This is a genomic window from Halomonas sp. PA16-9 (genome assembly GCF_009728585.1).
Taxonomy (GTDB): domain Bacteria; phylum Pseudomonadota; class Gammaproteobacteria; order Pseudomonadales; family Halomonadaceae; genus Vreelandella; species Vreelandella titanicae.
On sequence record NZ_CP040451.1, the window covers coordinates 781,114 to 796,700 of the forward strand.

8 protein-coding genes and 3 pseudogenes are annotated in these 15,587 nt (G+C 57.5%); 9 read left to right on the forward strand and 2 right to left on the reverse strand.

What is annotated here, in order from left to right; translation table 11 throughout:
* The first annotated feature begins 21 nt into the window (after positions 1 to 21).
* The 7 genes and pseudogenes from FDY98_RS03650 (at position 22) to FDY98_RS03680 (ending at position 10,715) form a co-directional block, all read left to right on the forward strand.
* Entirely contained in the window at positions 22 to 549 is a 528-nt protein-coding gene (locus tag FDY98_RS03650) for a DsbE family thiol:disulfide interchange protein (protein WP_027957349.1), read from the forward strand.
* Positions 540 to 1,025 carry a cytochrome c-type biogenesis protein gene (locus FDY98_RS03655; RefSeq protein WP_027957348.1) on the forward strand — a complete coding sequence of 162 codons (486 nt, stop codon included), beginning with the start codon at positions 540 to 542 and terminating at the stop codon, positions 1,023 to 1,025. The genes FDY98_RS03650 and FDY98_RS03655 overlap by 10 nt, the downstream gene beginning before the upstream one ends.
* Entirely contained in the window at positions 1,007 to 2,245 is a 1,239-nt protein-coding gene (gene ccmI / locus FDY98_RS03660) for a c-type cytochrome biogenesis protein CcmI (RefSeq protein WP_027957347.1), read from the forward strand. The genes FDY98_RS03655 and ccmI overlap by 19 nt, the downstream gene beginning before the upstream one ends.
* A gap of 24 nt (positions 2,246 to 2,269) precedes the next feature.
* A pseudogene (smc, locus tag FDY98_RS03665) lies at positions 2,270 to 5,762 on the forward strand (chromosome segregation protein SMC).
* 639 nt (positions 5,763 to 6,401) lie between these two features.
* Complete coding sequence (gene zipA, locus FDY98_RS03670; RefSeq protein WP_027957345.1) at positions 6,402 to 8,240, forward strand: cell division protein ZipA; 1,839 nt, start codon at positions 6,402 to 6,404, stop codon at positions 8,238 to 8,240.
* Between the two features lie 168 nt (positions 8,241 to 8,408).
* A pseudogene (ligA, locus tag FDY98_RS03675) lies at positions 8,409 to 10,440 on the forward strand (NAD-dependent DNA ligase LigA).
* Positions 10,440 to 10,715 (forward strand): YheU family protein, encoded by a 276-nt coding sequence (locus FDY98_RS03680; protein WP_027957343.1) that lies wholly within the window; start codon positions 10,440 to 10,442, stop codon positions 10,713 to 10,715. The pseudogene ligA and the gene FDY98_RS03680 overlap by 1 nt, the downstream one beginning before the upstream one ends.
* 591 nt (positions 10,716 to 11,306) lie before the next feature.
* On the opposite strand, the gene mnmC is transcribed toward FDY98_RS03680, so the two are convergent.
* Together mnmC and FDY98_RS03690 are read right to left on the reverse strand one after the other, a co-directional pair.
* Positions 11,307 to 13,316 carry a bifunctional tRNA (5-methylaminomethyl-2-thiouridine)(34)-methyltransferase MnmD/FAD-dependent 5-carboxymethylaminomethyl-2-thiouridine(34) oxidoreductase MnmC gene (gene mnmC / locus FDY98_RS03685; protein ID WP_027957342.1) on the reverse strand — a complete coding sequence of 670 codons (2,010 nt, stop codon included), beginning with the start codon at positions 13,314 to 13,316 and terminating at the stop codon, positions 11,307 to 11,309.
* Between the two features lie 158 nt (positions 13,317 to 13,474).
* Positions 13,475 to 13,774 (reverse strand): YciI family protein, encoded by a 300-nt coding sequence (locus FDY98_RS03690; protein WP_022519945.1) that lies wholly within the window; start codon positions 13,772 to 13,774, stop codon positions 13,475 to 13,477.
* Positions 13,775 to 13,918: 144 nt separating this feature from the next.
* On the opposite strand from FDY98_RS03690, the gene FDY98_RS03695 reads away from it, so the two are divergent.
* Together FDY98_RS03695 and FDY98_RS03700 are read left to right on the forward strand one after the other, a co-directional pair.
* Positions 13,919 to 14,839 carry a PHP domain-containing protein gene (locus FDY98_RS03695; RefSeq protein WP_035538993.1) on the forward strand — a complete coding sequence of 307 codons (921 nt, stop codon included), beginning with the start codon at positions 13,919 to 13,921 and terminating at the stop codon, positions 14,837 to 14,839.
* A gap of 87 nt (positions 14,840 to 14,926) precedes the next feature.
* Positions 14,927 to 15,549, forward strand: a pseudogene (locus FDY98_RS03700) (L-threonylcarbamoyladenylate synthase).
* Positions 15,550 to 15,587: the final 38 nt, after the last annotated feature.

Below are 15,587 nucleotides of genomic sequence, written 5' to 3' on the forward strand. Positions count from 1 at the left end.
TGGCGCACGGGAGGCCACGGCATGAAGCGACGGCTACTGCTATTACTGTTGCCGGTGTGTTTTTTAGCCCTGGCGCTGTTCTTTTACCAAGGCCTCTCGCTAGACCCCTCCCAGCGGGATTCAGCGCTGATGGCGCGGGAGTTCCCGATCTTTGAAGCCAGCACGCTGCGTGATGAGAATCGCCGCGTTGACCAAACGCTGTTAAAGGGTGAGGTGACGTTGGTGAATGTGTGGGGCGAGTGGTGTCCGGCCTGTAAGCAGGAGATGCCGCAACTGCTGGAACTGGCTGATAACGACATTCGCATGGTCGGGGTCAACTACCGCGATACCCGCGAGAAAGGCATGCAGTTTCTCAGCGAATTTGGCGATCCGTTTGAAGTTAATATTTTTGATCCGGAAGGCGAGCTAGGGTTTGATCTTGGCGTCTACGGCGCCCCGGAGACATTCCTGGTCGATGCCGACGGGGTCATTCGCTATCACCATAAAGGCTACGTATCACCGCAAGACGTGCGCGAGCGAATTCTTCCGGAGGTGGAAAAATGGCGCTAATGCGAACCATGGCAGCGCTACTACTGCTGGTCATAGCGTTTGGTGCAGCGGCAGGTGGTATCGAACTGCGCGAATTTGACGACCCGGTCATGGAGAAGCGCTATCACGATTTAACCGCCTCCATGCGCTGCCCACTGTGTGAAAACCAAGCCATAAACGATTCCGATGCACCCATTTCGGCAGATATGCGTGAGCGGGTTTATCAACTGTTGCAAGACGGGCAGTCGGATATCGAAATTATCAACCATATGGTGCAGCGGTTTGGTGAATATATTCTCTACAACCCGCGTTTAGAGAGCCGTACCTACCTGCTTTGGGGCTTGCCCATCGCCCTGGTGTTGCTAGGTGCGATGGTGGTTGTGCTGATGATTCGCGCCCGCCGTAACGCCTCTGCTAAAGCGTTGAGCGCCGAAGAACGCCAGCGCATAGACGCGCTGACTAACCGTAAGGGGTCTTCATGCCGCTGCTCTGGATAGCCATTGCCATTCTACTGCTCCCCGCGCTGTGGCTGCTGGTTTCGCCGCTAAGAAACGCGCGTGCCCTGCATGACCAGCAGCGCGATTTTGAAGCCAACGACACCTCCGCCGAGCAGAACGTGGCGATTTTCAAGCGCCGCTTGGCGTCACTGGAAGCGGCTCTTGAACGCGGCGACATAGATGCCGCACGCTTTGAGGAAGACCGGCTGGAACTCGAGCGCAGCCTGCTGGAAGACACTGCTTTTCGCGAGCGTCGGCCGCTAAAGGCTGCCAGCGCCGGCCGTATTGTCGTGCCTGTGGTGATGCTCGCTGTGGTCGCTGTTAGCGTTATTTGGTATCAGCAAAAGGGCGCTGAGGGCGACCTGGTGCTACTGGCCGTGCAGCAAGAAGTGCAGAACGACCCTGATGGATCGCTTGCCATGTATATCGAGCGCATGGAGGAGCAGGCCGAACGCCAGCCGGATAACCCTAATGTGTGGAGCGAGCTGTTTCCGCTCTACCGTGAAACCGGACAAATGCCCAAGGCCGTGGACGCCCTGGAGCGCCTGATCGAGATTGAAGGGCGCATTCCACCGCTGCTTGCGCAGTTGGCGCAAATTCGTTTCTTTATGGCTGAGCGCGAGCTTACCGACGAAGTACAAGCGTTGGTCGACGAGACGTTGGAGCAGGATCCCCGCCAGCCCACCGTGCTGGGCTTGCTGGGCATTAATGCCTTCGACAACGGCGATTACGAGCAGGCTATTGACCACTGGCGCCGGGCGATTGCCAATATCGAGGATCCCAACACTGTGTCCTCGCTACGCGACGGCATTCGCGTGGCTCAGGAGCGATTGGGTATTGAACCCGAAGAAGCCGTCACCGAGGGCACCGGCATTCGTGTGCGTGTCTCGCTGGATGAGGAGCTCGTCGGGCGCGTAGATGGCGATGCCAGCGTCTTTATTACCGCCCGCGATATTGAGGGCGAGTTACCGCCCCTGGCCGTGGTGCGGGCACAGGTATCCGAGCTGCCTATGACCGTGACGCTAGATAACAGTGTCGCGATGTCTCCCCAGGCGCAAATATCCCAGGTACAGGAAGCCCGTTTAGTGGTGCGTGTTTCTCCTTCTGGCCAAGCAGCGCCCCAGCCCGGGGATCTGTTTGGTGACCTTGAGAGCGTCAGCATCGGGCCAATTGAAGACGACGAAGCGGCCGAAGTGGTGATTAACCGTGTCTTTGAATAATCGCAACAGGAACGCCGCTTCGGTATGCGCTTAACGTCGATTCGCTTAGTCGGGTTTAAGTCCTTTGTGGATCCCGTCACGGTGCCCTTTGATGGCAATATGACCGCCATCGTAGGCCCCAACGGCTGCGGTAAATCCAATATTATCGACGCCGTGCGCTGGGTAATGGGGGAGTCATCCGCCAAAACCCTGCGCGGCGAATCCATGGCCGACGTTATCTTTAACGGCTCCACCGCCGTAAACCAATCAGCCAGGCGTCCATAGAACTCAAGTTCGACAACCGTGATGGCGGCATGGGCGGCGTTTACGCCCAGTACGCGGAAATTGCCGTTAAGCGCTTGGTCACCCGCGACGGACAATCCAACTACTTCTTTAACGGCCAGAAATGCCGTCGGCGCGATATCGCCGACCTGTTTATGGGTACCGGTCTGGGGCCGCGCTCCTACGCGATTATCGGCCAGGGGATGATCTCGCGGCTGATCGAAGCCCGCCCCGACGATCTGCGCTCAACGCTTGAAGAGGCCGCGGGTATCTCCAAGTACAAAGAGCGCCGCCGGGAAACCGAAAACCGCATGCGGCGAACCCAGGAGAACCTGGAGCGACTGGACGATATTCGCGAAGAGCTGGATAAGCAGCTAGAGCGCCTCAAGCGTCAGGCCGAAGCCGCCAAACGCTATCAGGATCTCAAGGATCAGGAGTATCGGCTCAAGGGCGAGCTGGCGCTGCTGCGCGGGCGCGCCCTGCGTGCCGAGCAATCGCATCAAGAGAGCCGCGTTCGCGAATTGGAAATAGCGGTAGAAAAAGATGTCTTTGGTGTCCGCCAGTGCGAAACCCGCCTGGAGCAGGCCCGGGAGCAGCACGACGAACTTTCTGAGGTGCTCGATCGCCATCAGCAGCAGTTCTTTGAAACCACTACGCGCATCGCCCGTTTAGAACAGGATCAGGCCCACCGGCGTAGCCGTGAAACCCAACTGGCCAGCGACATCGCCACGGCTCGGCGCGAATTGGACGAGCAGCGCCGCGTTAGCGAAGGCGATCAGGAGCGTTTAGCCGCCATTGACGAGCGCTTTGAGGATCTGCTCCCCGAACACGAAGCGCTGGAGGAGCAGCTCGAAAGCCTGGAGCAGGCGTTGGCCGACGCATCTCCCGCACTGGAAGCCGCCGAGCAGCAGTGGGCCGATGCCGAAACCCGCTGGCGGGATGCTAGCCGCGATGCGGATCGCAGCCAGGATCAGTTGCGCGACCTTGAGCAGCGTATTCAGCGTTTACAAGCGGAAAATCAGCGCCGCCGTCAGCAGCGCAGCGAGGTAGCCGATCTCACCGCGCTGCGTGAAGAGCACGCTGTGTGCCAGGCGCAGTTGACCGAGGCCGAGGAGCAGTCGGAAGGTTTTCAAACCCAGCGGGATCAATGGCAGCAGCGCTACGGAGATGCCAAAACAGCCTACCAGCAGGCCACTCAGACGCGGGACAATCAGCGCGCTGAACTCAGTCAGCGCCAGGGGGAGTTAGCCTCACTTCAAGCGTTGATTGATGCCGCCCTGGTGGATCACGATCCTGCTATTGGCACGACCTTGGAAGCGTATGGTTTAGCGGATGCCCCTCAACTGGGCGAAGCACTGCAGGTTGAGCCCGGCTGGGAAACGCTGGTGTCCTGGCTGCTCGCGCCCTGGCTCAATGCCCGCTTGGTGAACCGCCACCAACTGGCCGCTTTACCTGAAGCCTTAGCCACGGAGTGGCGGCTGATTGATCAAACACCACCCGCCGCCTCAACCTCTGGCCAGCGATTAGACAGCTTGGTCAAAGGCGCCGGTGCGTTGGGTGAATGGTTAGCGAGCATTCACTATACGCAAACGGCAGAACAAGCGGAGGCGCTGGTAGCGCACCTCGCACCTGGCGAAAGCGTGGTAAGCCAGGATGGCGTTTGGCTGGGTCGCGGCTGGCTGAACCAGCAGGCCAACGGCGAAGGTATCGACGGGCTGCTATTAACGCGCCGCCGCTACGCCGAACTGACCGCCCAGCGCGAAAGCGAAGAAGAGGCGCTGGCGCTGGCAGAAGCGCAGTGTGAAGCGGCCAGTGACACCATTGAAACCCTGGAACAGGCCCGTGAACAGCAGGCCGAACAGGAGCGCGCCCACGCCGCCACCCTGCAACAGCTGGCGGTAAAAGAGCGCAGCCTGGCCCAGCGCTTGGAACATCTGGAGAGTCGCGCCACTGAGCTCGATGAAGAGCTTGCCCAGCTGCAAGAGGATGAAGCGGAGTTAGCGCTTACCATCGACGAGCAGCGTGCCCGCTGGCATGTGGCGATGGAACAGTTGGAAAGCGCGGCGCAAGCGCGGGAAACCAGCGCAGAACAGCGCAACCGGCAGCGTGAAGTGCGTGACCAGTTGACCCAGCAGCACACCCCGCTCAAAGCGCAGCAGCAGGCGCTGGCGCTGGAGCGTGAACGCTTGAGTGCCGAGCGCGATAGTCTGCGCTCACAGCAGGCGCGTTCAAGTGACTCTGAAGAGCGGCTCTCGCTGCGGATTGCCGAGCTGGAAGAGTCACGGGAAATGCTGATCGAACCCGACGAGCTGGCCGGTGAAGAGCTTGAAGAGCTGCTTCATCAGCGCGAGCAGCAGGAAGGGCGCTTAAACGCCACTCGTCAGCAGGCTCAGGCACTGGCAGAACAGCTGCGTAACGATGAACTTGCCCGCCAGCAGCACGAGCGCAACCTGGAACAGAGCCGCGAGCAGCTCCAGCAGCGGCGCATGGACGTGCAGGCGCTGGCGCTTAAAGCCACCACCCAGGATGAGCAGCTAGCTGAGCTTGGTCATAACGTCGAGACTCTTGCCGAACAGTTACCCCAGGAAGCGACGGAAACCCGTTGGCAGGAACGCCTGGAAAGCACCACGGATAAAATTCGCCGCTTGGGGGCGATCAACCTCGCTGCCATTGAGGAGTACGACCAGCAGGCCGAGCGGCGAAATTATCTGGAAGCGCAGCATGCTGAGCTGACCGAAGCGCTGGAAACCCTCGAAAGGGCGATTAAGCGTATCGATCAAGAAACCCGTGTGCGTTTCCGCGAAACCTTTGATCAGGTGAACACTGGGCTACAAACCCTTTTCCCTCGCGTATTCGGCGGCGGTGCTGCATGGCTAACGCTAACCGGCGATGATCTGTTGGAAACCGGCGTGGCGATTATGGCCCGCCCGCCGGGTAAGAAGAACAGCACCATTCATCTGCTCTCGGGCGGCGAGAAGGCGCTGACTGCGCTGTCGCTGGTATTTGCGATCTTTCAGCTTAACCCCGCGCCGTTCTGTATGCTGGATGAAGTCGATGCCCCTTGGATGACGCCAACGTGGGCCGTTACGCCAGGCTGGTGAAAGAGATGTCTGAAAACGTTCAGTTTATCTACATCACCCACAACAAGATTGCCATGGAAGCCGCCGAGCGCTTGATGGGTGTCACCATGCAAGAGCCCGGCGTATCGCGGTTAGTCTCGGTGGGTATTGAAGAAGCGGCGGCGCTGGTCGATTAAACTAACTCCCTATCCTACCAAGCAGCAGTGAAAGCATTCTGATTGAGACCTGGGAGAACGAAGACTAAGCAGCAGAGTTCTTGGAAGAGCACTTCTGTTGAGAGCGTTTTTCCAAGGAGGCTATTGTCGAAAGCAGAGTTAGCGAAAGCACTATTGGCGATAGTAGAGTGAGCAAAGCTGAAGCGGCAAACGCCAAGTAGATAAACTTTTGTTGGAAAAATGCGTAAAAAAATGTCCTAAAGCGTTCTTCTTAACTATATTAACCCTACTAATAGCGCGCTTGAGATGGTTAAACGGCTTATAGAGGCAATACGCAATGGCGGGTGTGTCGGTTGTCAAAACGGCTTTTCTTGCTTCTCGGATTCCTTTATAAAGCTATTTATAGATGTTAGATCTAATGATTGCGGCACTTTTGTTTGAAGTTAAGGTCAGATTTCTCTGGCCTAAAGAGAGGCAGAATTCTGCCATGGCGTGAAAATCGCGTTAAATGCAGCAAAAATTGGCCCTTTTGGTAGTAATCGCGCTATGCTTGGCTTTATTGATAGCAGGTAATTATTCAATAGCCGTTACCTATATTCAGGCATGACATTTTAGACACCGTGCCTTAGCAACCGGCAAGACGACCATGGAACGTTCGACATGGAACTAAGAGAGTGGCTAATCATTTTAGGGCTGGCGTTGGTATCGCTCATCGTTATTGACGGTGTGCGAAGACTTCAACGGCAGCGTCGTGTACCCCGTCTGGATCAGGCGGAGAAAGACCTATCCGGGAGTTCGCTAGATGATCCCGAGGAGGCTGCTAAAGCTGCGGAGATCAATTGGGAACTTCCAAATGGCGGTGCTCGAGTTGTTAAACCCGCAGACTATAGTGGCTTAGGTAATAAACCAAAGTTAGAACGTCAAGAGCATCCTGGGCCTTCTAGAGTGCTTTCAGAGTTTAGACGTTCCGCCTCTGCTAAAGCCGCCAAGCGCAAAGCTGATAAGGCAGATAAACTCGATAAAGCAGCATCAGTTGCTAAGCCAGCACCAAGCGTAGCCGTTAAGACAGAGCCGCCAGTCACTTCTGCGGCGACGTCTTCTGCTAGTTATGCTGCCCACAATGCGCCCACTGAACATGAGCGCCGCGAGCCCAGTATCTCAATGACTGACTCTGCACAAACTGGTTCTCCTCAAACTGGCTCTCCTCAAACTGAGAGGCCGCAGGTCAAGGCGACAGTACCTTCGCAGCCGGAACCACAAAGCGAGCAGCCTGCGTATTCTGCTGCAACGCCTAGCTCTCCGGTGGTAGAAGAGAACGTTGAAGCGTCTCAACCTGCTGCTTCAGATGCTATCTCGTTCACCGCCAGTGACGCAGCTGCCACTGAAACAGACAGCGAAATGGCGGCACAGCCTCGCACTCAGCAGGAACCAGAGCACACCCAGGAGCCTGTGCTGCGGGCTGAGCCAGAAGATGCCGTATTTGCTAAACACGCCAATGAGCATTCGCCGAAACGGCGTCAGTTGCGTTCTGATACAGCGGGCGAATACGACGAGTTGGATGATGACGAAGTTGATGAGTATCGCCTGGTCGACTTTGAAGGCATGGGGCGCTCGCTGAAGCGTCGTTTGATTGCGCGGCGTAAAGAGAAGCAGCGCAAAAAAGCTGAGAAAGCGGTGCGTGATCAAGCCTTGGCCCAACAGAAGGCCGAGCGCAAAGCGCTGGAAGCAGAGCAGAAGCGTGAAGCCAAAGAAGCCGCTGACGCAGAGCGTGCCCGCCTTGCTCAAGAGCAGGCCCAAGCTCGTGAAGAAGCGGCTGCCGCCGAAAGGCTAGCCGCCCAGCAGCATGCTGCCGATGAAGAGGCGCGTCGCTACGCAAGCCATGAGTATGCAGCCCACGAAGAAGGTTTTGAAGAAAGCTTCGAGGCAGACGCTTATGATGGCCAAACGGCCGGCGAGCGTGGGATGAACGAGCGAGTCCGCGTACACCCAACGTTAGAAAAAGCTCTGCGCCATGATGTGAACGGTGAACACGCTAAAGAGACGCTGTCCAATGCCGAAGAAGTCGTGGTGATTAGCGTTCTGTCCCGTGATCCAGAAGGCTTCGATGGCACCAAACTACTTGAGCTGATGATGGTGTGCGGTTTGCGCTACAGCAGTGAAATGGGTGTTTTCCACCGCTTTGAAACCGAGAGCGATGCTAGTGAGCTTCAGTTCTCGATGGTGAATGTGGTTAAACCGGGTACTTTCCCCATTGAAGAGATGGGTGAGTTTATGACGCCCGGTATCACGCTGTTGATGCCGCTACCTGGCGCCATCGATAGTGCCGCTGCCTTTGAGGCGATGGTAGAAACCGCCATGGTGGTGGTTCGCCATATGGGCGGCGAGCTAAAAGACGAAAACCGCAGCGTGATGACCGCACAAACGATCGAATTTGCCCGCCAGCGGGTGCGTGAGTTTGAGCGCCGCCATCGCCTGCATCGTCAACTGCAAGCCCGCTAATCGTCGCCTACTAACCGACGAAGCAGCACTTGCTGTGGAACACCCGCCTTCTTGCCAGAAGGCGGGTGTTTCTGTTCAATACGCTGTTGTTTTGTCATTTTTTATGTTTTTGAAATTTAGCTTTTGCGTTTTCGCTGCCGATTTTAGCTAGTACTGGAACCCACCCCAATGAGTCAGTCTGATTCTCAATCTCTGGAAGAGATTACCCAACTGCGGGCCGCCCTGGACGAGGCCAACTACCGTTACTATGTGCTGGATGAACCGACGCTGACGGATGCCGACTATGATCGTAAATTTCAGCGTTTACAGCAGTTGGAGGCTGAGCATCCGGAGTTGGTCACTCCCGATTCACCCACCCAGCGTGTGGGCGCTGCCCCTGCGGATGGCTTTCCATCGGTGGCCCACGCTATCCCCATGCTGTCGCTGGATAACGCCTTTAGCCGTGACGATATCCTCGCTTTTGCTGAACGGGTGGCCGAACGCCTCGAATGCACGGCAGACGACCTTGAATTTACCTGCGAGCCAAAGTTGGACGGCGCGGCCGTCTCGTTAGTTTATGAGCAGGGCATGCTGGTGAGCGGTGCGACTCGAGGTGATGGTCGCACCGGCGAAGGCATTACCTCTAACCTGCGCACGCTGCGCTCGGTACCGCTCAAGCTAATGGGCAAAAACGTGCCCGCTGCTAGAAGTACGTGGCGAGGTAATTATGCGCCATGCGGGCTTTGAGGCGCTGAACGAGCGCGCCCGGGAAGAGGGCAGCAAGGTCTTTGCCAACCCCCGCAACGCGGCGGCAGGCAGCCTGCGCCAGCTGGATCCACGCATCACGGCAAAGCGCCCGCTAGAGTTTCATGCTTATCAGGCTGCGCGCTTGGAGCCAGACTTAGGGGATACTGCGCACAGCGAACTAATGCAGCGTTTGTCCACGTTAGGCTTTCGCGCCAGTTCAGAATTGAAGGTGGTCAAAGGCCCGCAGGCCGTTGCCGATTACTGTGACCAGTTAGGCGAAAGGCGAGACGATTTAGGTTTCGATATCGACGGCGTGGTGATCAAGGTGAACGACCTGCGCTACCAGCGTGAACTTGGCTTTGTTGCCCGCGCGCCGCGCTGGGCGGTGGCGTTCAAGTATCCGGCTCAGGAAGAGGTCACCACGCTTAACGATGTGGAGTTCCAGGTCGGCCGAACCGGGGCGATTACGCCCGTGGCGCGCCTGGAACCAGTCACCGTGGCCGGTGTGACGGTTTCTAACGCGACGCTGCACAACGCCGATGAAATCAAACGCTTGGATGTCATGATCGGCGATACGGTGTCGATTCGCCGGGCCGGTGATGTGATTCCTCAAGTCGTGAGCGTGCATACCGAGCTGCGACCAGCGGATGCAAGGGAGATCATTTTTCCCGAACATTGCCCGGTGTGCGGTTCGGATATCGAGCGCCTTGAAGGCGAAGCGGTGGCGCGCTGTTCCGGCGGTCTTTATTGCGCGGCGCAGCGCAAAGAGGCGCTAAAGCACTTCGCCAGCCGTAAAGCGCTGGATATTGACGGCCTGGGCGAAAAGTTGATCGTGCAGTTGGTCGATTTGGACTGGGTGGAAACCCCCGCGGCGCTGTTCCACTTAACCGTCGAGCAGTTGCAAAGCCTGCCGCGTATGGGCGAGAAGTCCGCCACTAACTTGGTCAACGCGCTTGAAACCGCTAAGTCGACCACCTTGGCGCGGTTTATTTATGCGTTAGGAATTCGTGAAGTAGGCGAGGCCACAGCGGCCAACCTGGCCAATCACTTTGGTACCCTAGACGCCATTCAAGCCGCTGAGTTGGAAGCACTGGAAGCGGTTAACGATGTCGGCCCGATTGTGGCCGCCCATGTGCATACCTTCTTTCGTCAGCCCCACAATCAGCAAACCATTGCCGCGCTGATTGACGCAGGCATTACCTGGCAAGAAGCGGAAGTCACTCAAGGTCCAACGCCACTGGAAGGCCAGACCTGGGTGCTCACCGGCTCATTGGAGAGTATGACCCGCGATGAGGGCAAAGCACGCTTGCAGGCGTTGGGTGCTAAGGTGGCGGGTAGTGTATCGAAGAAGACTACCTGCCTGGTCGCAGGCGAAGCGGCGGGCAGTAAACTTACCAAAGCTGAACAGATGGGCGTGGAAGTCGTGGACGAAGCCACCTTTATCGAACGTTTGGCTGAGTGGGAGCAGCGTTAATGAGCCGTTTTATTGAAGTACCCGCCCGAATGCTGCCACAGGACACCCTCAATGCTCTGCTGGAGGCGTTTGTGACCCGCCAGGGCTACGACACCACTGATACCACGGGCGAGGGCATGCACGGCTGGGTAGCCGAACTGAAAAAGCAGCTTGAGCGCAATGAGCTGATTATCGCCCACGACCTTGAATTAGAGATGACCGAAGTGATGACCCTGGCTCAGTGGCGCTCGTTTGGGCGCGATGTCGCCGACGACGAAGAAGAGGGCGATATTTAGCCTCATCTTGCGAAAAGCCTCCCAATATGTCGTTGCGAGGAGCGCAGCGACGCGGCAATCTCAGCCTGTCGGGGCACCCACCTCAGATTGCTTCACTTCGTTCGCAATGACGTCTATGTGTCATTGCGAGGAGTGAAGCGACGAAGCAATCTTTGCTGGCATTGGCAGGCAAACCCGAGATCGCCGCGCTTCGCTCGCGATGACAAAAGAATGTTGTAGCCAGGCGCCCAGCCAATGTGTCATGGCGAGAGTGAAACGACGAAGCAATCTTTGCTGGCATTGGCAGGCAAACCCGAGATCGCCGCGCTTCGCTCGCGATGACAAAAGAATGTTGTAGCCAGGCGCCCAGCCAATGTGTCATGGCGAGAGTGAAACGACGAAGCAATCTCAACCTGTCGGGGCACCCACCCCAGATTGCTTCACTGCGTTCGCAATGACGCCTATGTGTCATTGCGAGGAGTGAAACGACGAAGCAATCTCAACCTGTCGGGGCCCCCACCCCAGTTTGCTTCACTGCGTTTGCAATGGCACCCCATATAATGAGGCGGAGTACTTCGCAGTGACAAAAAAGAGCTGTTACCCGGTTTTCTATTAAGCATTCTCGCCGCGAATAATCGCACTAATAATCCGCCGCCCCGGATGCAGGTGATCGACCAGCGGCGCTTCCAGTGGCATTGGTTCATCGCAGATTCGTGAGGCGATTACCTCGGCACAGAGCGGCGCGCTGGCGAGCCCCCTTGAGCCGTGGGCGGTGGATATCCACAGGCCTGGATGGTGCCTGCCAGGTATCTCCGCCACGCGGGTGGCATCCTTGCTCAGCAGCGAATAATCCGTTCTCCATGCTTCTGCCACCGGCACCGGCCCAGCGTAAGGGGTTTTGTCGGGGCTTGCTGCACGCACGGCGGCACGACCCTTAAGGTTCTCAGGGCTCAGCTCAATGCCTGCCTGTTCCAACGCCTTTACCAACGCGGGCAGCGTCTGGCGCAGCTCATCGATATTGCGCTGATGGTCGTCGTCCGTCACATCAGTTGTCGCATTGTTGGGTATAAAGCTAGCCCCGAAGGTCAGCACACCCTCTAAAGCGGGCGCCACATAGCCGCCAGCACAGACGACGCGTTTAGGGCCCGCTACCTCATCGGGTAGCGTTAGTTCGCTAATCTGGCCGCGCACCGACTGTAGCGGTAACTCCGCCGTTTGCGCAAAGCGATTAGCCAAATGCGCGCTGGCAATCACCACCTGATCCGCCCCCAACGTACTGCCATCGGCCAAGTTGAGCTGCCAGCCGTTTTCTAGTTGGGTAAGGGAGCGAACGTTGCCTTGCTGCAAGCTAATGCCTGGTTGGCTAAGCAAGTGCTCACACAGCGCCTTAGGCCTTACCCAGCCTGCCTGTGGATAATAAAGCCCGTGAGGTGCACTGACGGTGATTGCCGCCGTTTCGGTTAACGCCGGGTTCTCCATGCCCGTGACGACTTCAGGTGGCAGCGGGTGTTGCTCGATAAAACGCTGCTGGCGGCGTGCCTCCTTATCGCTGCTTGCCAACTGCACCACGCCGCAGGGCTGCCATAAGCTTTGGGGGGAATGTTGCTGAGTTAACCAACGCTGGCTGTACAACAGCCCAGCAAGATAAACCCGGCTTTGGTGATTGGTCTCGGCGGCAAGCTTTACATATAGAGCGCCCTGGCGATTACCCGAACCGCCCGCACCGGGTGCTTCGCGCTCCACCACTGTCACCTTAATGCCCCGCCGTGCCAGCGCTGCCGCTACGCTGCTTCCCGCCAACCCGGCGCCGACTATCACAACGTGCTTGGCCGGTGTCGCAGGCGGTGGGATAAACCAGGGAGTGGCCTGGCGGCGGTGATCCGCTGGTGGAGCTTCGATACTGCCCGCTAGCATTTCCCGCTTGCGGCCATAGCCCGGCACTTTCTTCCAGTTAAAGCCCGCCGCTTTCAGGCCCCGCTTAACGATGCCTGCGCAGGTAAAAGTGGCGAAAGTCGCGCCGGGGCGTGAACGGGCGGCCATGGCGTTAAACAATTCAGGCTGCCACATATCGGGGTTTTTAGACGGCGCAAAGCCGTCTAAAAACCAGGCGTCGACCTGACCATCCAACTGCTCCAGGCGCTCAGTGGTATCGCCGAAATGCAGATCAAGGGTGACGCGATCGGTTAAGTGCAGGCGGTGAATACCGCTAACCGCGGCGGGCCACTGGGCACAGAGCGCCTGTGTATAAGTCGCCAGCGAGGGCCAGCTAGCTAATGCTTGTTCAAGGGCAACTAGCTCAAGGGGAAACTTCTCTGTGGATAACAGGTGCAGTCGTGCAGAAGAAGGGGCATGTTGTTCAAAACAGGCCCAGGCGCAGAGCATATTGAGCCCGGTGCCAAAGCCGGTTTCGCCAATCACAAAGGGCCGCGCGGCTTCCCAGGCGGCAAAGCGTTCGGGGAGGTGGTTGGCACCCAGAAATACATGTTCGGTCTCTGCGCGCCCATCGCCACGGGTGAAATAGATGTCATCAAACGCTGTTGCGTGGGGGGCTCCCTCGTTCCAGGTAAGGGTTGGCGTCGTTAATGCCGCAAGCGGTGGCAAAGCGTTTGAACGTTGGGTCACGCAGGTATCCGTATTGATGAACAGGTGGTTAAAAAATGATCAATTTGTTAGCGCTGGCGTTATCTCTGGCTTAGCGCAAAGCGTCCGCCGGGTTTGCACAGAGTTTTCCACAGGCTCTGTGAAAAAGCCGACGAACCCTCCATACTTGCCTATTGGCGTCAAGGCATAACTTTCTTGAACGGCTTAACAATTACCTTGGCATACACCCCTGCAATAATGTATGGGTCAGCGTCGGCCCACGCCTTGGCGTCTTCCAGGCTGTCGAATTCCGCTACCACCAAGCTGCCGGAAAAGCCTGCATCGCCAGGATTTTCAGCGTCGATGGCAGGGTGAGGGCCAGCCAGTACCAGGCGGCCTTCATCGCGCAGCGCTTCCAGGCGTGCCAAGTGGTCTGGCCGGGCCGCTAAGCGGCGCTCTAAGCTATTGGGTACATCTTCACTCATAATGGCATACAGCATTTGGGTATAACTCCTTGATAAGACGAGGATGCAAAGTGACCGTTAATTGACCGCACTGGCATAAGCGCGCACCATATCTTACCCATTGCGAAGGGTTCATTCACAGCTGAAAAGCGCATTCTGACAAACTGGCCACACGGCGTCATGCTTATGCCTCGACTTCCCACTACCTTTGATGCCGATCAGCGCTACCCAGTTGATTTGCACATGCACTCAACCGCTTCTGATGGCGCGTTAACGCCCACCGAGCTGGTAACCCTGTGTGCCGAACGCGGGCTGACGCACATGTCGCTCACCGATCACGATACCATGGACGGCATTGAAGAAGCGGGCCGCGCGGCGGAGCAAGCAGGGCTGTGTCTTATCCCCGGCTGTGAGTTATCCACACGCTGGCAGGGCGTCAATATCCATGTGGTGGCGTTGATGCCCGGTGGCATACAGGGGCCAATGGTAGAAGGCCTGATTCAGCAGCGTGAAGCGCGGATACAGCGTGCAGCAGTGATCGCCGAAAGGCTGGAAAAAGTCGGTTTATCCAACGCGCTGGAAAAAGCACGCCTGCACGCCGGCAGCGACCGCCCGCTAGGCCGCCCGGACTTTGCCCGCGCGCTGGTAGCGGAAGGCGTGGTGCCGGACTGGGCCAGCGCCTTCAAGCGCTATTTGGGCAGCGGCAAAAAGGGTGATGTTAAAGCCCACTGGCCGGAAATCAGCGAAGCCGTGAGCTGGATTGTCGATTCCGGCGGTGTGGCCGTGATTGCCCATCCACTGCGCCACGGCTTAACCCGGCGCAAGCGAGGCCTGTTGATGGATACCTTCCAAGCGGCGGGCGGCCAAGCGGTTGAACTGGTCAGCGGCCAGCAGAACCCGGATAGCACCCGCGACCTGGCGCGTCAGCTAGTGGAGCGCGACCTTTACGCTTCTATGGGCAGCGATTTTCACTTCCCCGGCAGTCATGCGGCCCCCGGCAGCATGAGCCTGGTGCCGCGCACGGCGGCGCCCCCCATATGGCAGCATCCCCGGCTGCTGCACCTGCGCGATGCGTCACCCGGCCTGCTGGCGGTCGGTTAAATCACAGCCGGGTCATTGCAAAGCCCGGTCAGTTAAAAGCCAAGTCGGCTATGCTGTATAGGCAGTGCCTACGGACAGGAGTTACCAATGAGCCAATATTTTCAGATTCACCCGGAAAACCCTCAGAAACGCCTCATTGATCAGTCGATTGCGATCATTCGTAAAGGCGGTGTGGTGGCTTACCCACTGATTCGGGCTATGCCCTTGGCTGCCATCTGGGTGAGAAGAAAGCCATTGAGAAGATAAAATGGCTACGTTCACTGGACGATAAACACAACTTCACCCTGGTGTGTTCCGATCTCTCGGAAATTGGCACCTACGCCAAGGTGGATAACGATGTATTTCGGTTGCTGAAAGCCCATACCCCAGGCCCTTATACTTATATTCTGGATGCCACTTCAGAAGTGCCGCGCCTGCTACTGCATCCCAAGCGGCGCTCCATTGGCGTGCGCGTACCGGATCACCGCATTACCCACGCGTTACTGGCCGCATTAGGCGAACCGTTGATGAGCGTAACGTTGATTCCGGTGGGCGATGACCTGCCCATGAACGACCCGGAAGAGATCCGCGAGCGTTTTGGCGCCCACCTGGATGCCATTATCGACGGCGGCGCCTGCCATTTAGACCCCACCAGCGTCATCGACCTGCGCGAACTGCCGCCGAAAATCATCCGTGAAGGGCGCGGCGATATTTCTCCTTTCGTCGTCTAAAAACACTTTTCAGAGCAAATCCCTGCTTTTAGCTCTAA